Annotated in this window: 16 protein-coding genes; 6 read left to right on the top strand and 10 right to left on the bottom strand. The window is 65.1% G+C overall.

Annotated elements, in window-relative coordinates; translation table 11 throughout:
• Positions 1–2 precede the first annotated feature (2 nt).
• The 4 genes from NX862_RS12490 to NX862_RS12505 form a co-directional block, all read right to left on the bottom strand.
• On the bottom strand, positions 3–992 hold the full coding sequence (locus tag NX862_RS12490) for an SLAC1 family transporter (protein ID WP_264494234.1): 990 nt from the start codon (positions 990–992) through the stop codon (positions 3–5).
• A gap of 536 nt (positions 993–1,528) precedes the next feature.
• Positions 1,529–2,491 (bottom strand): glucokinase, encoded by a 963-nt coding sequence (locus tag NX862_RS12495; RefSeq protein WP_264494235.1) that lies wholly within the window; start codon positions 2,489–2,491, stop codon positions 1,529–1,531.
• Positions 2,492–2,554: 63 nt separating this feature from the next.
• Entirely contained in the window at positions 2,555–3,583 is a 1,029-nt protein-coding gene (locus tag NX862_RS12500; RefSeq protein ID WP_264494236.1) for a LacI family DNA-binding transcriptional regulator, read from the bottom strand.
• Between the two features lie 211 nt (positions 3,584–3,794).
• A complete protein-coding gene (locus NX862_RS12505; RefSeq protein WP_264494237.1) occupies positions 3,795–4,706 on the bottom strand; it encodes a LysR family transcriptional regulator in 912 nt (303 codons plus the stop codon).
• Positions 4,707–4,813: 107 nt separating this feature from the next.
• On the opposite strand from NX862_RS12505, the gene NX862_RS12510 reads away from it, so the two are divergent.
• From NX862_RS12510 to NX862_RS12525, 4 genes are all read left to right on the top strand, one after another.
• On the top strand, positions 4,814–5,596 hold the full coding sequence (locus NX862_RS12510) for a phytanoyl-CoA dioxygenase family protein (RefSeq protein ID WP_264494238.1): 783 nt from the start codon (positions 4,814–4,816) through the stop codon (positions 5,594–5,596).
• Positions 5,597–5,970: 374 nt separating this feature from the next.
• Complete coding sequence (cysS, locus tag NX862_RS12515; RefSeq protein ID WP_413694564.1) at positions 5,971–7,383, top strand: cysteine--tRNA ligase; 1,413 nt, start codon at positions 5,971–5,973, stop codon at positions 7,381–7,383.
• 109 nt (positions 7,384–7,492) lie between these two features.
• Entirely contained in the window at positions 7,493–9,100 is a 1,608-nt protein-coding gene (gene cimA / locus NX862_RS12520) for a citramalate synthase (protein ID WP_264494239.1), read from the top strand.
• Positions 9,090–9,833, top strand: coding sequence for a squalene/phytoene synthase family protein (locus NX862_RS12525; protein WP_264494240.1), 744 nt, complete (start codon positions 9,090–9,092; stop codon positions 9,831–9,833). The genes cimA and NX862_RS12525 overlap by 11 nt, the downstream gene beginning before the upstream one ends.
• A gap of 196 nt (positions 9,834–10,029) precedes the next feature.
• On the opposite strand, the gene NX862_RS12530 is transcribed toward NX862_RS12525, so the two are convergent.
• Entirely contained in the window at positions 10,030–10,488 is a 459-nt protein-coding gene (locus tag NX862_RS12530; RefSeq protein ID WP_264494241.1) for a GNAT family N-acetyltransferase, read from the bottom strand.
• Between the two features lie 161 nt (positions 10,489–10,649).
• Complete coding sequence (locus tag NX862_RS12535; RefSeq protein ID WP_264494242.1) at positions 10,650–11,840, bottom strand: phosphoglycerate kinase; 1,191 nt, start codon at positions 11,838–11,840, stop codon at positions 10,650–10,652.
• A 138-nt stretch (positions 11,841–11,978) separates the two neighbouring features.
• On the opposite strand from NX862_RS12535, the gene NX862_RS12540 reads away from it, so the two are divergent.
• Complete coding sequence (locus tag NX862_RS12540) at positions 11,979–12,488, top strand: peptidylprolyl isomerase (RefSeq protein ID WP_264494243.1); 510 nt, start codon at positions 11,979–11,981, stop codon at positions 12,486–12,488.
• Complete coding sequence (locus tag NX862_RS12545) at positions 12,478–13,041, top strand: peptidylprolyl isomerase (RefSeq protein ID WP_264494244.1); 564 nt, start codon at positions 12,478–12,480, stop codon at positions 13,039–13,041. The genes NX862_RS12540 and NX862_RS12545 overlap by 11 nt, the downstream gene beginning before the upstream one ends.
• A 195-nt stretch (positions 13,042–13,236) precedes the next feature.
• Here the strand turns inward: NX862_RS12545 and NX862_RS12550 are convergent, their stop codons facing one another.
• The 4 genes from NX862_RS12550 to ctrA form a co-directional block, all read right to left on the bottom strand.
• Entirely contained in the window at positions 13,237–13,365 is a 129-nt protein-coding gene (locus NX862_RS12550; RefSeq protein ID WP_264494245.1) for a hypothetical protein, read from the bottom strand.
• 312 nt (positions 13,366–13,677) lie between these two features.
• Positions 13,678–15,756 carry an ATP-dependent DNA helicase RecG gene (gene recG / locus NX862_RS12555; RefSeq protein WP_264494246.1) on the bottom strand — a complete coding sequence of 693 codons (2,079 nt, stop codon included), beginning with the start codon at positions 15,754–15,756 and terminating at the stop codon, positions 13,678–13,680.
• On the bottom strand, positions 15,753–17,855 hold the full coding sequence (gene ligA, locus NX862_RS12560; RefSeq protein WP_264494247.1) for an NAD-dependent DNA ligase LigA: 2,103 nt from the start codon (positions 17,853–17,855) through the stop codon (positions 15,753–15,755). Before ligA ends, recG begins: the two co-directional genes overlap by 4 nt.
• A gap of 305 nt (positions 17,856–18,160) precedes the next feature.
• Positions 18,161–18,871, bottom strand: coding sequence for a response regulator transcription factor CtrA (gene ctrA / locus NX862_RS12565; protein ID WP_264494248.1), 711 nt, complete (start codon positions 18,869–18,871; stop codon positions 18,161–18,163).
• Positions 18,872–18,884: the final 13 nt, after the last annotated feature.

The raw sequence follows: 18,884 nt of genomic DNA on the forward strand, positions 1-18,884 counted from the left end.
CCCTAGGCTTGGGCCGCGTGGCTGCGGGCCGCAAGCTTGCCCCCCGGCCACAGCTTCAGCACTGACCAGGCAATCGTCGGGATCACGCCCAGGGCCAAAGCGGTCACGCCCATGCCTGCCCCGGGCTCGATCGCCAAAGTCGCCAGTGCCAGCGCCGCAATCGGGAAGGTCAGCGCCCCCCACAACGCCGAAAAGCCCGCAGCCAACATCCAACGCCCAGCGGCCACCAGAGCCAGGGCCAGAACCACCGCCAGCGCCAGGAACAGGCGCTGTGTCCACGCCTCTCCTAGCGCGCCAAAGGACAGCGACATCAGCGCCGCCGGGGCAAGGTGGATCGCCAAAAGCGGGCGCAGGGGCGCGGGGGGCACCTCTTGCCACAGCTGGCGGGCCGACAGCGCCCAGATCGCCACCGCGCAGGCCAGGGCCAGGGCGGTGACGCCCCAGGCCAGACCCGTCCACCCAAGCGAGGCCAGCGGCGCGGCTGCGACGATGATCCCGGTAAAGCTGAGATGCCAGGTCGGGTTGGGCACCCGACCCTCGGCCCCCTGTCCGCGCATGACGCCCAGAACCAGCCCGGCCAGAACCAGATGCGCCCCCAGCGCAACCAGGATCAGAGCCAGCGCCAGACCCGGCGCATAGGGCGCCAGGACCGCGCCCATGGCCATGGCGCTCATGCTGGCGGCCGCAAGGCCCGCACGCCCGGGCAGCGGCCGCAGATCCTCCGCCAGGACCGCGGCCCGGCGCCAAACCTTGACCAAGAGCGCCACGACCGCAAGGCCCCACAGCCCGACCACCAGGCCCAAGGCCAGCTCGGCCAGTCCCGCGCCAAAGCCCAGCACCGCAGAGGCCTGCCGCAGCGCAAGACCCAGGCCGATCAGCCCCAGGATCGGCGGAAAGATGGCCGGCGGCGTGGTGGCGAACAGCGCCACCTTGGGCGGCGGGAACTGAGGCGGGGGAAAGCGCGGCGGGCGGGGCTCGGATGGGGCTGACATGGTTCACCTCTTTCACAGGCGCCGGATTTTGTGGGGCCTGGTCTTTGTGGGGGCCGGGCTTGGTGGGGGCCGGGTTCTGGAGGCCCGGTCTTAGTGGGGCCGCCCCGGATTATATGGGGCCCGGTTTATGTGCGGCCCGGTCTATTTTGGGCCCGGTCTACGTGGGGCCCAGGCTCCAGAGGGCCGAAGCTTCAGACTGCCTAGCTTCAGGGGCCTCGGACTTGGTGCGCCCCCTGCTTCCTGAAACCCCAAGCTTCCTGAAACCCAAGCTTCCTGAAACCCAGTCTTCCCGAAACCCCAAAGCGTCCAGGGGCCCGGCCGTCAAGCATCCCAAGCATTGCCCCTAAAAAACGGCACAGCCAAGGGCCGTCACACCAAAGGCCCTGAAGCCTGCCCTGCCCCCTGCCGCCAAACCGACCCTACCCCCGCCCCCGCCCAGGACCAAGCCGCCAGAAGGTCGCACCGCCAACGGGGCCCCATCCCTCGGATGGGGAGCATCTCTTGCGCCGCAGGCGCTCCGCTGGATCAGGGACGGGTCAGCCGATGCCGCCATTGGCCAGATAGGACGCGCAGCCGGTCAGGGCGGCGAAATCGTCCTCGACCACCCAGACCGGGAAAGCCGTCAGGAAGTCATGGAACCGCCCCTTGTCGCACAACGCGGCCTTCAGCCCGAATTCCCCCATCCAGGGCGTCAGGGCCCGCGCCATGCCGCCAATCAGGAAAATCCCGCCATAGGGCAGATGGGTCAGCGCCAGATCCCCCAGCGTCGCGCCCAGGATGTGAACATAAAGCCGCGCCGCCTCGCGCGCCATGGGATCGCCCGCGCTCAGCGCCGCCATGATCTCGGCCGAGCTGCGCGCTTGCGGCGCCCCCGCCTCGGCGGTCACGAAAGCATGGACATGTTCAAAGCCGCGCCCCGCCAAGGCATCCTCGACCCCGGCAAAGCCATGGGCGTGATCGCCATAGCCGTTGATGAACTGCGCCAGGGCCAGATCCCGCGCATCGCGCACCGGCATCGAGGTATGACCACATTCCGAGGGCGGCACGACCCGGCCCCAAGGCGTGTTATGCACCGGCGCCGCATTGACCCCGGTCCCAAGCCCCACCACCAGCATCGAGGCATTGGGCACTGCCTTACCCTCGACCACCGGACGCAGGAACTCGGGCGCGATATGCCCCAGGGCCTGACCCTGAGCCTGCAGATCGTTCAGGATCGCGACCTTGCTGGCCCCGGTCGCCCGGTTCAACAGCGCGCGGTCGATCACCCAGCGCAGGTTGGTCATCTCGGCCACGCCATTCATCACCGGACCCGCCGCCGCGACACAGGCGCCCTCGACCGCGGTCAAGCCCGCCTCGGCCATATAGCGCGCCAGGATCGGCTCCAGCCCATCGAACTCGGCGTTCGAATATTTCGCGATGCTGTCGGGCCTCACCTGACGGCCATCCGCCAGCGCCACGCGGGTGTTCGTGCCACCGATATCGGCAAGGATCGCGGTCATGGGGCTTTCTCCAGTTTCTTCCGGGGCCCTGCCCCTTTCGTTTCTCATCCGTTGGCCAAAGGCCTATGCCGGCACCGGCCCGGTGGATTGGCCAAGGATCAACTCGGCCTCCAGCATCCGGTGTTGCGGCGCCATATCGGGCTGGCTGATGACATTCAACAGCATCTCTGCCGCAAGCCGCCCGGCCTCTTTGACCGAAGACCTTGTGGCGGTAAAGATCGGCACATCCTCGCCGTTCCTCAGGTAACTCAGGTCGTCGTCAAAGATGATGACGCTGACATCGCGCCCCATCTTCAGCCCCCGGCCTTCGATCGCGCGGCGCACGCCCATGCCCTGCAGCATCGAGGCGCATAGAAAGGCCGTCGCAGGCTCGGCCCGCGACAGGCCCTCTTCGGCGGCGCGGTGGCCATGGGTCTCGGACATTTCCTGCGTCGCAAACATCAGCGACAGGTCGGGCACCAGCCCCCTGGCCGCCAAGGCATCGGTCAGCCCTGCCCGGCGGCGCACGGCGAAATCCATGACCTCATTGCCATTCACCAGCGCGATGCGGCGATGGCCCAGATCCAACAGGAACTCGGCCGCGCGCTGAAAGGCGCGGCGGTTGTTCACATCGACCCAGTTGTAATCCAGCTCTGCCCCCGTAGAGCGGCCATGGACGACAAAGGGCAGCCCCATATCCTTCAGCGCCCGGATGCGCGGATCATTCACCTTGGGCGCATGGACGATCACCCCATCGACGGACCCGCGCGACATCAGATCGCGATAGGTCTGTTCCTCGGCCTCGTCGGGCACGATGGACAAGATCATGTCATAGCCGTTGCGCATATAGGTCTCACCGGACCCGGTGATGAAATCGGCAAAGATCGGGTTCATCATCTCGGACCGGTGGTTCAGCGGGATGACATGGCCCACCGCCAGCGCGCGCCCGGTGGCCAGACGGATGGCGCGGGCATTGGGGCGGTAGTTGTGGCGCCTTGCGGCCGCGATGACGCGCTCGCGGGTGGCCTCGTTGACCTCCGGATAGCCGTTCAGCGCCCGGCTGACCGTGGTGGGCGAAAGCCCCAGTTTGGCGGCGAGTTCCTTGAGGTTCATCGGTCGGGCTTCGCAGTCAGCTTTTTGCGGTCAGATTTGGGGTGGGCAGATTGGGATGGTCAGGTTTGGGCGCATTTCGGGGGCTAAGGCTTGACCGCGGGGCCAGCCAAAGCATCGCCTATGTCCGTAAACGATTTAGAAATGGATGAATAGCCGTTTTTTCATGCTGCTTTGCGGCATGAAAGCGGTTTGGAGGGGGGCAAATCGCCCCTCAAAGCGCTTTGGTCCCAATCAGCCCTCCCGAACCCGCCATCAGGGCCAAGTGATCGGTCAGGAATCGCAGCACCTCTGGCAGGTCGGTGCCGCCCGGTTCGGCGCGCATCCCCGGCGCCAGGGCCAGGACCACGGCTTCGCGCGGGGCGTCGCGGATCTCGCGCAGGACAAGGGGGCGGCCGTCATGGCTTTGGCTTGGCGCGGGCTGGGTCCACGATAGCCCCACCCCCAGCCCATTGGCGGCAAAGGACCGCATCAGGTCGAGGCTCGCGCAGCGATGGGCGATGCGCGGCGCCAGACCCGCGGCGTGAAACAGGCTTTGCACATGGGCAATCGACAGGTCCTGATCGGTCAGAACCAGGGGATGCGCCGCGATCTGGGCCAGGGTCAGGGTCAGGGTCGCGTGCCCGGCCAAGGGGTGATCCGGCGCCAGAACCGCACGCGGCGCGATCCGGGCCAGAAGGTGCCGCGGCCCCGGCGGCAGGCCCAAAGCCCAAGACAGCGCCGCGTCGATCTCGCCGCCCTCCAACGCCAGGGCCAGCGCGGCAAAGCCCATCGGCCGCGGCGCCAGATCGGGAAAGCGCGCGATCAAGGGCGCAAGGATGGCCGGCGCCAGATCCTCAAATATCCCCAGCCGCAGGGGCGCGCGGACCTCGCCCCGCATCAGGGCGCCCAAGCCCGCCACATGGGTTTGCGCCCGGGCCAGCCAGGCCGCGCCAAAGGCCGTGGGGGTCAAGGGCCCACCGGGGCGGCGCAGGAACAAAGGCTGGCCCAAACGCGCCTCCAACTGCGCCAAGGCCACCGAAAGCGCGGGCTGGCTGACATGCAGGGCCAAGGCCGCCGCCGTCAGCCCGCGATGCTCGGCCACGGCCAGGGCATATTCCAGTTGGCGCAGGGTAAGAGATAACATGGGGCTATGACCTTTATATAAAGTCATTATTGGAACGGAAGCCCCGGCTCTGGCAAGTAGGCTCTGGCAAGCAGGGTTTGGCAAGCGGGACAAAACAGGAAAGCGCGATGATAACGGATCAGATGGTCGAAGACTTCCAGCGCGATGGCGTCGTGCTGGTCAAGGGCCTGTGGAAAGACTGGGTCCCCCAACTGCAAGCGGGGATCGCGCGCAACATGGCCGAACCCGGGCCGCACGCCGCCGAAAACCTGAAGCCCGGCGAGCCCGGCCGGTTCTTCGACGACTATTGCAACTGGGAGCGCATCCCCGAGTTCCGCGACGTGATCTTCAACTCGGGCGTTGCCGAGGCGGCCGCGCGGTTGATGCAGAGCCCCCGGGTGCAGATGTTCCATGATCATGTGCTGGTCAAAGAGCCCGGGACCTCGAAGCCGACGCCCTGGCATCAGGACGGGCCCTATTACTTCGTCAAGGGCCGCCAGACCGTGTCGTTCTGGTCGCCTTTGGACCCGGTGCGCGAGGCAAGCCTGCGCTGCGTCGCCGGAAGCCATCTGTGGCCGAAAGAGGTCCTGCCGAAACGCTGGCTGGCCGATACGTCCTTTTACCCCGATCCCGAGCGCTACATGCCCGTCCCCGACCCCGACGCCGAAGGGATGCGGGTCATGGAATGGGAGATGGAGCCGGGCGACGCCGTGGCCTTTGATTACCTGACGCTGCACGGCGCGCGCGGCAACGAGGCGGCCACCCGGCGCCGGGCCTTCAGCTTGCGGCTGGTGGGCGAGGATGCCCGCGTGATCGACCGCCCCGGCCGGACCTCGCCACCCTATGAGGGGCATGGGATGCAACCGGGCGAAAGGCTGCGGGAAGACTGGTTCCCGGTGCTGAAAGGGTAATCCTTGCGGCAGGCGCTGGAGGGGTTTCACCCCCCCAACTGTTCATAAATATCCCACCTGCGCCGATCATCGCGCCATTGGTCCGAGCGATGATCGGCGCGGCGGTCCGGGAGGGTGTGAAACCCTCTCGGGGGTTGAGCAAAGCGCAAGCTTGGAGGGGCAGAGTTCTCTTTGTCCCGCTTGGCCCCGGCGGAAAACGCAAACCCGGTCAAGATTTCCCTTGGGCTTTGCGTCACGCGCTGCTAAAAGCCGCGCCATGAAGGCGATGCGCATCATCAACGGCTGCTGCATTACCGGCTGACACAAGGTCAGGCGGCCCGTCCTTCGTATCCCATCGAAACCGGACCGCCTGGAGATCAGGCATTGGAGGGATCATGGGGATCAGGCTGCACAATTCGGCGACGCGGGCGAAAGAGGATTTCGCGCCGATCGACCCTTTGAATGTCCGGATGTATGTCTGTGGCCCCACGGTCTATGACCGCGCCCATATCGGCAATGCGCGGCCTGTGGTGGTGTTTGACACGCTTTACCGCCTGCTCCGCCATGTCTATGGGCCCGATCACGTCACCTATGTCCGCAACTTTACCGATGTGGATGACAAGATCAACGCCACCGCCCAGGCCCGCAAGGCCGCAGGCGATGCGCGCCCCTTGGAGGCGCTGATCCGCGAGCGGACCGAAGAGACCATCGGCTGGTATCACGCCGATATGGACGCGCTTGGCGCCTTGCGGCCTGATGTCGAGCCGCGCGCCACGGATTACATCGGCCAGATGGTCGCGATGATTGCCGGCCTGATCGCGGGCGGCCATGCCTATGAAAAGGAAGGCCATGTGCTGTTCCGCGTGCGGTCTTATGCCGAATATGGCCGGCTTTCGGGGCGGTCGGTTGATGACATGATCGCGGGGGCGCGGGTCGAGGTCGCGCCCTTCAAGGAAGACCCGATGGATTTCGTGTTGTGGAAGCCCTCGGACGCAGATCTTCCGGGCTGGGTCTCGCCCTGGGGCCGGGGGCGGCCGGGCTGGCATATCGAATGTTCAGCCATGGCGCATGAATTGCTGGGGGCAGAGTTCGATATTCACGGCGGCGGGCTGGACCTGCAATTCCCCCATCATGAGAACGAAATCGCCCAAAGCGCCTGCTGCGGCCATGGCTTTGCGCGTTTCTGGCTGCACAACGAGATGCTGCAGGTCGAGGGCAAGAAGATGTCCAAGTCCTTGGGCAATTTCTTTACCGTGCGGGATTTGCTGGATCAAGGGGTGCCGGGGGAAGTGATCCGGATGGTCTTCCTCGGCACGCATTACGGCAAGCCGATGGACTGGACGGCGGAGAAGGCTGTTGAAGCGGAAATGAGACTCCACGGCTTCCTTGAACTGATCGGGCTTTATGGGGATCTGCAGCAGGCGAAAACCCTTGCCCCAGAACCGGCGGTGATCGACGCCTTGAGCGATGATCTCAACACCCATGCCGCGTTAATGGTCTTGCAGAAGTTGAATGGGGCCGATCAAGCCAATGCCTTGGCGCGCAACCTTGAATTCTTGGGCATCTACTCTTGGGAGACCCTAGAAACGAAGGTTGCCAATTTCCGCGGTTCACAGATACGCTTGCAGGAAATTGCGGCAGTCCTGCTCCAAGTCCGCGAGGTTGCTAAGGCCCAGAAGAACTTCACTGCCTTCGATGCTTTGAAGCAGCGGATCACCACAGCGAACATAGCGGTGATGATTGGCAAGGACGGCATCACGCTGCGCCCCGAGATCGACATGGACCTGACCAAGCTGGCGGACCTTTAAATGTGCGATCCTCTTGCGAGCCTGCTGGTTGTCGAAATCCGCGACATCTTGAATGGAAACAACTGCGGGGATTGCCTTTCCCTGCAAAACTCTGACTTTTGGGGCTAAAATGGAACGGCTCTACCTTTTCGACACCACCCTGCGCGATGGCCAGCAGACCCAGGGCGTCCAGTTCTCCACCGCCGAGAAAATCCGCATCGCGCGGGCTTTGGACGACCTGGGCGTCGATTATATCGAGGGCGGCTGGCCGGGGGCGAACCCCACCGACAGCCTCTTCTTTGCCGAAGCGCCGCAGACCCGCGCCACGATGACCGCCTTTGGCATGACCAAACGTGTCGGCCGCTCGGCCGCCAATGACGACGTTCTGGCCGCCGTGCTGGACGCGGGCACGCCTGCGGTGTGCCTGGTCGGCAAGTCCCATGAGTTCCATGTGACCACCGCGCTTGGCGTCAGCCTGGAGGAAAACCGCGCCGCCATCGCCGAGAGTTTCGCCCATGTCACCGCCAAGGGCCGCGAAGCCTTGTTTGACGCGGAACACTTCTTTGACGGCTACAAGGCCAATCCGGCCTATGCCATCAGCTGCCTGCAGGCGGCTTTGGACGCTGGCGCCCGCTGGCTGGTTCTGTGTGACACCAATGGCGGCACGCTTCCGGCCGAGGTCCACCGCATCGTGACCGAGGTCATCGCCCAAGGCATCCCCGGCGACCGTCTGGGCATCCATTGCCATGACGACACCGGGCACGCGGTGGCGAATTCGCTGGCTGCGGTCGATGCGGGGGTGCGCCAGATCCAGGGCACTCTGAACGGGTTGGGAGAGCGCTGCGGCAATGCCAACCTGACCACGATCATCCCGACGCTGCTGCTGAAGGACCCCTACCGCTCGCGCTACCTTACCGGGGTGACGGCCGAAGGCCTGCGGGGCCTCTTGCGCGACAGCCGGATGCTGGACGACATCCTGAACCGCGTGCCCGCGCGCCAGGCGGCCTATGTGGGCGCCAGCGCCTTTGCCCACAAGGCGGGGTTGCATGCCAGCGCGATCCTGAAGAACCCCACGACCTATGAACATGTCGACCCCGCCTTGGTGGGCAACGAACGTGTCATCCCGATGTCGAACCAGGCGGGCCAGTCCAACCTGCGCACAAGGCTTGCGCAAGCCGGGATCGAGGTCCCCCCGGGCGATCCGCGCCTTGGCAGCATCCTGGATCTGGTCAAAGAGCGCGAGGATCAGGGCTATGCCTATGACGGCGCCCAGGCCTCGTTTGAACTGCTGGCAAGGCGGGAACTTGGCCAACTGCCGGCGTTCTTTGAGGTGCTGCGCTACCGCGTCACCGTCGAGCGGCGCAAGTCGGCCTCCCATGGGACGGTGACGATCTCGGAGGCCGTGGTGGTGGTCAAGATCGGCGATCAGGTGATGATGTCGGTCAGCGACAGCGCCTCGGAGACCAAGGACGACAACGGCCCGGTGAACGCTTTGTCCAAGGCCCTGGCCAAGGACCTCGGCCCCTATCAGGGCGTGATCGACGACATGAACCTGGTGGATTTCAAGGTCCGCATCACCGGGGATGGCACGGATGCGGTGACGCGCGTGATCATCGACTCTGAGGACGGCGAGGGTCGGCGCTGGTCCACCGTCGGGGTCAGCGCGAATATCGTCGATGCCAGCTTTGAGGCGCTGCTGGATGCGATCACCTGGAAACTGGTGCGCGATGCTGCCTGAGATCGTGCAGCGCGGCGACCCGGACCGCTTTGCCGCGACCCTGGCCCTGCCTTCGGGCCTGCAAGGCAGGCTCTGGCCGCTTTGGGCCTTCAACCTGGAGGTGGCGCGGGCGCCTTGGGTGTCCTCGAACCCGCTGATCGCCGAGATGCGCTTGCAGTTCTGGGCCGATGTCGTCGAGGAAGCGGCGCCCCGCGCCCATGAGGTGGCAGGGCCGCTGCATGGGCTGTTGACGCAGGCCCCGGCGCTGCGGGCGGTTCTGGCGCAGCTGATCGAGGCGCGGCGGCAAGACATCGCACGAGAGCGGTTTTCCGACAGCGGGTTGGACGCCTATCTGGAGGCGACCTCGGCTGGGCTGTTATGGGCCGCGGCTTTGGCCTGTGAGGCGCCTCCCGAGGCCGAGACGGCGTTCCGGGCGCTGGGTTGGGCCTTGGGGCTGGCCAATTTCCTGCGCGCCCTGCCAGAGTTGCAGGCCCGCGGCTGGCAGGCGCTGGACACGGACCCTGCCGCCCTGCGCCTGAAGGCCGCAGAGGGGCTGAACCACCTGGCGATCGCCCGGGCGCAGAAAGGTGCGATGGGGCGGGCGGCCCCTGTGGCCGTCTATGGCTGGCAGGCGGGGGGATTGCTGCGCCTGGCCCATGACAACCCGCTGCGGGTGGGCGAGGGGAAACTCGCGCTGTCAGAATTCCGCAGACGCGGCGGGCTGATCTGGACGGCTTTCACCGGGCGGTTTTGATGCCCTGGGCGCGCTGCCCCCATGCCATTGGCTTCTTGAACAAAAGGCGAAACCAACGGCATACCCCGGGAAATTTGGGCCAAATTGAAAGCCGGAGAGGTTGGGGCCTGGATCAGAAGGGCCCATGGGCGCCAGTCTCTGGCACACAGTGCCAAGGTGGACTGGGAAAAGCAGCGCCAAGGAGAGGCCTGAGCCTTTAGACGTTCTTCAGGAACCGTCGCGCCGGGTTGGGGATCGGCGCATAGCCCCGGGATTGATAGAACTCATGGGCCACGACATTTTCGGCAGCCGTGCCGATGATGACATAAGAACAGCCCATCGCGCGGCCCATCTCCTCGCTGGCCGCAAGCAGAGCCCGACCCATGCCGCGGCCCCTAGCCGCTTCAGTCACGTAAAGGTGGTGCAGGTCAAGGCCCCGCTCGCCATGCTGCAACCGCGCCAAGGGCAAAAGTGCCGCATAGGCCAAAAGCGCGCCCGCCTCTTCGACGACCAGCACATGAAACCAGGGCACCGGCCCGAACAGATCACCGGCCAAGGTTTCAGGCGTCATCCGCGGCACGTCCCCATGATGCCGAGCCAACCCCTCGACCATGGGCAAAAGCCCCGCCAGATCGCCCGGATCGGCCCGCCGGATGCGCCATCCCTGCTCTTTCATACTGATCCAAATACTCCCTTGCGCCGCTTCCCGTCCTTGGCTTTCGATTTGGCCCAAATACGCGAACCGTTCTACGGCTTTCATACTGGCCCCAATATCCCCGCCGGAGGCTTCTCTTCGCAAAAGCAATGAGGCGGGCGCTTGCCCGCCTCTCCGCTGGATCACTGGTTCAGGGCAGCCACGCCGGGCAGGTCCTTGCCCTCCATCCATTCCAGGAAAGCGCCCCCGGCGGTCGAGATGAAGGTGAAATCCTCTGCCACGCCCGCATGATGCAAGGCCGCGACCGTATCGCCGCCACCGGCCACCGAGACAAGTTTCCCCGCCCGGGTCAGCGCCGCAGCCGCCCGCGCCGCAGCCACCGTGGCCGCATCGAAAGGCGTCAGCTCAAAAGCCCCCAGCGGCCCGTTCCAGATCAGCGTCTTGCAGGCGGCAAAGACCGCCTCGATCGCCTTCACCGTGGCAGGACCCGCATCCAGGATCATCTGATCAGCAGGGCAATCGCCAACTGCCACGACCTTGTTCGCGGCATTGGCCTTGAACTCACCCGCCACGACCACATCCACCGGCAGGTGGATCGTGCAGCCCGCGGCTTTGGCCTTGGCGATGATCTCCAGCGCGGTCGGCGCCATGTCGCGCTCGGCCAGGCTCTTGCCGACCTCGATCCCCTGGGCCACCAGGAAGGTGTTCGCCATCCCCCCGCCGATCACCAGATGATCGACCTTTGTGACCAGATTGCCCAGCAAATCCAGCTTGGTCGAGACCTTGGCCCCGCCCACAACCGCCACAACCGGACGCACCGGAGCGCCAAGGGCGGCCTCCAGCGCCTTCAACTCGGCCTCCATCAGACGGCCCGCGGCACAGGGCAGCAAGCGCGCCAGGCCCTCGGTCGAGGCATGGGCGCGGTGGGCGGCCGAGAAGGCGTCGTTCACAAACACATCGCCCAGGGCCGCGAATTCGGCGGCCAGGGCGGGGTCGTTCTTTTCCTCGCCGGGGTGAAAGCGGGTGTTTTCCAACAGGACCACATCGCCTTGGCCGGCCGCGGCAATCGCCTCACGCGCGGGCGCACCCACACTGTCGGTCCCAAAGACCACCTTGCGGCCCAAAGAAGCGGCCACGGCGGCTTGCAGACGGCCAAGGCTCATCTCGGGGACGACCTTACCCTTGGGGCGGTCGAAATGGGCCAGCAGCACCACCTTGGCGCCAAGCGCGATCAGGTCCTCGACCGTGGGCTTGATCTTGTCGATCCGGGTCGTGTCGGTGACACGGTCCCCCTCCATCGGCACGTTGATATCCACGCGGACCAGCACCGTCTTGCCCGCCAGCGCCAAGTCGTCAATCGTCTTCCAGGCCATCACGCCCTCCTGAACCGGGAATTCTGTCGCACCCTCTTTCCGCGCATATCACCCAAAGGTCAACGGTCGCCACGCGGTCCCCCTTGGAACTCGCCCCCCCATGGGCTAGTTTGCGCCCCAATCAGGAAAGGAGCCAAGATGGCCGATATCAAAGATCCCGAAAACACCATCATCATGACGCTGAAGGGCGGGGATGTGGTGATCGAACTTCTGGCCGACATCGCGCCCAAACATGCCGAGCGCATGAAGGCCCTGGCCCGCGCCGGTGCCTATGACAATGTGGCCTTCCACCGCGTGATCGAGGGCTTCATGGCCCAGACCGGCGACGTGGAAAACGGCAACATGGAAAAGGACTTCAACCTGCGCCGCGCGGGCACGGGCGGGTCGGACCTGCCGGATCTGCCGGCCGAGTTCTCGAACATTCCGCATGACCGGGGCACCTTGGGGGCGGCGCGCTCGTCCAATCCGAACTCGGCCAACAGCCAGTTCTTCATCAACTTCAGCGCCAACCACTTCCTGAACAAGCAATACACGGTCTATGGCCGGGTGATCTCGGGGATGGAACATGTCGATGCGGTGACACGTGGCGAGCCGCCGATGTCGCCCGACCGGATGATCAAGGTGCGGGTGGCTGCCGATGTTGCGTAAACTTCTCGCGCTGGCGATTCTGGCGGCCAGCCCCGCCTTTGCCGAGGGCGACGGCCCGGGCCCGAACCTGACCATCGAAGTCACCGGGGCCGCCAATGGCACGGTTGTCATCGACCTGGCCTCGGACATCGCGCCGAACCATGTCGCCCGCATTGTGGAACTCGCGAAATCCGGCGCCTATGACGGCGTGGTGTTTCACCGCGTCATCGAGGGCTTCATGGCCCAGACCGGCGACGTGAAATACGGCAAGACCGGCGGCGATCTGACCATGGCGGGGATGGGCGGGTCCGACCTGCCCGACCTCAAGGCCGAGTTCTCGGATGTGCCCTTTGAACGTGGCGTGATCGGCATGGCCCGGGCCCAGGACCCCGACAGCGCCAACAGCCAGTTCTTCATCATGTTCGCCCCGGGCGAGTTCCTGAACGGCCAATATACCGTGGTCGGCAAGGTGATTTCCGGCATGGAGATCGTCGATGCGATCAAGCTGGGCGACGGCGCCAATGGCGAAGTCACCGAGCCCGATGTGATGACCAAGGTCACTGTCGCAGAGTGATCTGGCGCATACCGGCACAAGGGGGCCCTGCCATCTGGCGGGGCTCTTTTGCTTTGGGGCGGCCGGGTCAAGAAAAAAGCCGCCCCGCCCATGACTTTGGGGGGGCGGCGAAGTGGCGTTCAGGCAGGCAAAGGCGGGACAGCCTTGTGGCGGAACGCGGGCAGAAAACGGGGGGCAGAGATCGGGGGGCAGAGATCAGACGGAACCCGACAGGGTCAGTCCGAGGAAAAGCAGGGCAAATAGGGTGACGACGCCGATGGCATCTTCCAACTCGGCCAGGGCCGGATGGGGTTTGCGGGCAAAACGGGCGATGCGAGCGATCATGTTGTCCTCCACTTGTTGCCCTATTGTTCTCATGCGATTCGCGTTCTGTAAAGAACTTTTTAAGAACTCTTAACGAACAGAGGCAGAATTTGTCGCCCTTGCGGAGGTGCCCCGCGTGACCCGCAATATGTTGTGGGGGGGCCGGTCTTCGGGCTCTTGGCGGGTCTCTGCCAGCCGCCGTTGTGCTGGGGTCAGGTCAGGCTTCGGACACCGACCCGGCACGGGGGAAGGCTGCGCCTCCCCCGGACCCCCAGCGGCCCTGCACATTTCATCTGTTCGCAAATGGCCATGGGGTTTCCAAAGGGACCCCGCCTAGCCGACCGTCAGCAACCGGATCGCCCGGTCCTGATCCAACAGCCACAGCAGCACCCGCGCGGCCTGCCCCCGGGGCGAGGTCAGGCCCGGATCATCGCCCAACAGCCTGCGGGCATCGGTCTGGGCCACGGCCATCAGCCCGGCCTGACGCTCCAGATCCGCCACCCGAAACCGCGGCAAGCCCGATTGCGCCGTGCCGATCAGATCGCCCGCGCCGCGCATCGCCATATCCTCTTCGGCGATGCGAAACCCGTCTTCGGTGTCGCGGATCACCGACAAGCGACGCTCAGAGCTGCCCTGCAACGGCGCCTGATACATCAACAGACAGGTGGACTCCGCAGCCCCCCGACCGACCCTGCCCCGCAATTGATGCAACTGCGCCAGGCCAAAGATCTCGGCCCGCTCGATCACCATGATCGAGGCCCCCGGCACATTCACTCCCACCTCGATCACCGTGGTGGCGACCAAAAGCCGCGTCTCGCCGGCGACAAAGCGCGCCATGGCGGCGTCTTTTTCGGCGGGCGGCATCTGGCCATGCACAAGCCCCACACAGTCGCCCAAAGCCGCCCGCAGCATCTGGAACCGCGCCTCGGCGCTGGCGTAATCCAGCACCTCGCTGTCCTCGACCAGGGGGCAGACCCAATAGGCCTGCCGCCCCTCCTCCATCGCGCGGGCCAGCCGGGCCACGACCTCGTCCAGACGGTTGTCCGAAATCATCACCGTCTTGATCGGCTTCCTGCCCGGGGGCTTTTCGTCCAGCACCGAGACATCCATATCGCCGTAACTCGCCAACGCCAGGCTGCGCGGAATGGGCGTCGCGGTCATCACCAGAACATCGGCAGAGGCCCCCTTGGCGCCCAGTTCCATCCGCTGCGAGACGCCGAACCTGTGCTGTTCGTCGATCACCGCCAGGCGCAGATCGGCAAACTCCACGTCCTTTTGAAAGACCGCATGGGTGCCGACCAGGATGCCGATGTCACCGCTGGCCAGCGATTCCAGCTTGGCGCGCCGCTCACGCCCCTTGTCGCGGCCCGTCAGCAGGGTCAGCCGGATGCCAGCGGCCTCGGCAAGGGGGGCAAGCCCCTCCAGATGCTGGCGCGCCAGGATCTCGGTCGGGGCCATCAAGACGCCCTGCCCGCCCGCCTCGACCGCGATAACCAGCGCGAGGAAAGCCACCAACGTCTTGCCCGACCCCACATCGCCTTGCAGCAAACGGTTCATCCGCAGCGGCGATTCCATGTCCTGCGCGATCTCACGCACGGCGCGGGTCTGGGCGCCGGTGGGCTGATAGGGCAGGCTTTTCAGGGCCTTGTCCGACAGGGCGCCGGTGCCTGCGGTCTGCCGCCCCTTGCCGCGCCGCACCAGCGCACGGGCAAGCGACAGGGTCAGCTGATGGGCGAACAGCTCGTCATAGGCCAGACGTTCGCGGGCCTTGGCCTCGGGGCGCAGGTCCAGGGCACTTTGCGGCGCGTGGGCGGCGGTCAGGGCGTCGGTCCAATCCGGCCAACCCTCCCGCGCCAGCAACGGCCCGTCGATCCATTCCGGCACCTGCGGCAGCCGCGCCAAGGCCCCTGTCACCGCCTTTTGCACCTGACGTTGCGTGATCCCGGCCACCAAAGGATAGACCGGCTCGAAGGGGGCCAGGGTCTCTGTCAGGTCCAGGATGTGATCGGGATGGACCATCTGCGCGACGCCGTCGAAAAGCTCGATCTTGCCAGAGATCAGACGGCGTTCGCCAATGGGCAGGATCTTTTCCAGATAGTCGCGGCGGGCGTGAAAGAAGACGAGGGCGAAATCAAGCTTTTCATCCCGAACGATCACTCGGTAAGGCTTGCCCTTCTGCGCGTTGGGCTGATGGGCGATGACGGTGATTTCAACGGTCAAGATGCAGGGCGGCACCACATCCCGAACGCTTGTTCGCCTTGTGCGATCGATTCCCGAATGAGGCATCAGGAACAGGAAATCCTTGGGCAAAGCGACCCCCAAAGAGGGCAGCACCTTGGCCGCCTTGGGGCCGATCCCCTCCAGGGTTTCCAGCCCGGCAAACAGCGGATTAAGGCTGGCGGGCCGCGTCACTTCAGCCCCGAAAGCGCGATCCAGTCATCCTCGCTGATGATCGTAACTCCATGTTTCTCGGCCTCTTTCGCCTTTGATCCCGCCCCGGGTCCGGCGATCAGAAGGTCGGTCTTGGCACTGACGGACCCCGCAACCTTGGCGCCCAAAGCCTCTGCCCTTGCCTTGGCCTCGGCGCGGGTCATCTTCTCCAGGGTGCCGGTGAAAACAAGGGTCTTGCCGGCGATCTGACTGTCCACTTTGGCGCGGATTTCGACGGGCTGAACCTGCAACTGGGCGACCAAGGCGTCGATGGCTGAACGTTCGTTCGGATTGGCAAAGGCCTCGACCAAAGAGCCCACCAGGACCGCCCCCACGCCATCGACCGACAGCAGGTCGTTCCAGTCCGCATTGCCCGGTTCGGCCCTTGTGATGGCGGTCTCGAAGGCCTCCCAGGTGCGGTAATGGCGTGCGATGGTGGCGGCCGCGACCTCTCCGGCGTGACGAATACCAAGGGCAAAGATCAGCCGATCCAGGGGGATCGTGCGGCGCGCCTCGATTGCGGCAAAGAGCTTTTCGGTGGATTTCTCGCCAAAGCCATCGCGGTTTTTCAGCTTTTTCAGCGGGCTTGCGGCGTCGCGACTGGCCAGGGTGAAGATATCGGCGGGGGTCCTGACGGGAAGGTCGGCGTCGTTGTAAAACATCTCGACCTGTTTGGCGCCAAGGCCTTCGATGTCGAAAGCGCCGCGGCTGACGAAATGCTTCAGCCGCTCGACACCCTGGGCCGGGCAAATCAGGCCACCGGTGCAGCGGCGGACCGAATCACCCTCCTCGCGATGCGCGGGGCTGCCACATTCGGGGCAGGTCTGGGGGAAGGCAAAGGCCTCGCCTTGGCGCTGCGACAGGTCCACATCGGCAATCTTGGGGATCACATCCCCCGCGCGGTAAACCTGCACCCAGTCGCCGATGCGAATGTCCCGGCCCTCGCGAATCACCCCGCCCTTCGAATCGCGACCCGCGATGTAATCCTCGTTGTGCAGCGTCGCATTGGAGACCACGACGCCGCCCACCGTCACAGGCGCAAGCCGCGCCACAGGCGACAGCGCCCCGGTGCGGCCCACCTGAATGTCGATGGCAAGCAGCCGCGTCCAGGCCAGCTCGGCCGGGAATTTATGCGCCAAGGCCCACCGCGGCGTGGTCGACCGAAATCCCAAGCGCGCCTGAAGCCCCAGGTCGTCAACCTTGTAGACGACGCCGTCGATGTCATAGCCCAGCGTCGCGCGGCTTTGCTCGATGGCGCGGTAATGCGCCAGCATGGCTTCGGGACCGTCGCAAAGGACGGTCAGGGGATTGGTGGGAAAGCCCATCGCGGCCAGGCGCTGGATCGCGCCCATCTGGGTGGCGGCCAACGGCTGCGACAGCGCGCCCCAAGTATAGGCGAAAAAGCGCAGGGGTCGTGCCGCGGTGATCTGCGCATCCAGCTGGCGCAAAGAGCCCGCGGCGGCGTTGCGCGGATTGGCAAAGGTCTTGTCGCCGCGGGCGACCTGCGCCGCGTTCAAGGCGGCGAAATCGGCATGCGAGAGATAGGCCTCGCCGCGGATTTCCATCACCTCGGGGGCGTCCAGCACCTGATGCGGGATGCCGGCAATGGTCAGCGCATTGGCGGTGACATCCTCTCCGGTTTCGCCATCGCCGCGGGTGGCGGCCTGCACGAGGCGGCCGTTTTCATAGCGCAGCGACAGGGAAAGCCCGTCGATCTTGGGCTCGGCGGTAAAGGCGCCGGGGGGGGCGCCAAGAAATTTCTCGACCCGATCGACGAAATCGCCCAGATCTTCCGGCGAGAAGCCGTTTTCCAGGCTGAGCATCGGCACGCTATGGGCGACCTTGCCGAAACCCTGACCCGGGGCAGCGCCCACCTGATCCGAGGGGCTATCCGCGCGCTTGAGCAGCGGGAAGCGGGCCTCGATGGCTGCATTGCGGGCCTTGAGCGCGTCGTATTCGGCGTCCGTCATCACGGGCGCATCGGCGCCATGATAGGCCGCGTTCGCCTGTTGCAGAACCGCAGCCAACCGCGCCAGCTCTGCCCGCGCCTGTTCCTCGCCCATTGCCGCCACGTCGCTCATTCTGGCCCCCCGTCTCGCGCCTGCGTGCCAGCCTATCCGCCCCGGCCGGGAGTTTCCAGAACCCCTGCCCCTGATCCACAGGCGCGGCTGTCGCGGCAAAATATGGCCTCGCCTTTGGCGCAGAAGCCCCAACCAGTCCCGGATGTCATCTGGTCCCAAGTGTCCCCGCCAAAGGCGCTTTGGACATCCTGCAGGACTTTTGAAACCCGCATGTCGCAAGGCGCGATATCCCCGGCCTGCCAAAGTGGCATGAAAAAGGGGCCAAGGGTTTCCCCCGGCCCCAAGTCAACGCGACGGGTGATGCCTCAGGCGCTGGCGGCCAGTTTCGGCTGTTCCTCGGGCGTCGGTTCGCGCAGCACATAGCCGCGGCCCCAGACCGTCTCGATATAGTTCTGGCCCCCGGTGGCCTCTGCCAGCTTCTTGCGCAGCTTGCAGATGAAGACGTCGATGATCTTCAACTCGGGCTCGTCCATGCCGCCGTAAAGATGGTTCAGGAACATTTCCTTCGTCAGGGTCGTCCCCTTGCGCAAGGACAGAAGCTCCAGCATCTGATATTCCTTGCCGGTCAGATGCACCGTGTGGTTTTCAACCTCCACGGTCTTGGCATCCAGATTGACCGAGATCTTTCCGGTGCGAATCACCGACTGCGAATGGCCTTTCGACCGCCGGATGATCGCATGGATTCGCGCCACCAGCTCTTCGCGGTGGAAAGGTTTGGTCAGATAGTCATCTGCCCCAAAGCCAAACCCCTTGATCTTGTTCTCGGTGTCATCAGAGCCCGAGAGGATCAGGATGGGGGTTTCGATCCTGGCCAGCCGCAGCTGGCGAAGGACCTCATGCCCTGACATATCAGGCAAATTCAGGTCCAGAAGGATCAGGTCATAGTCATACAGCTTCGCCAGGTCGATGCCATCTTCCCCCAAATCCGTGCAATACACGTTCAGGTTCGCATGGGTCAGCATCAATTCGATGCTGCGCGAAGTGGTAGGGTCGTCTTCAACCAGAAGGATTCGCATCTGTTGCTCCGTC

The sequence above is a fragment of the Stagnihabitans lacustris genome (assembly GCF_025950525.1).
GTDB lineage: Bacteria > Pseudomonadota > Alphaproteobacteria > Rhodobacterales > Rhodobacteraceae > Stagnihabitans.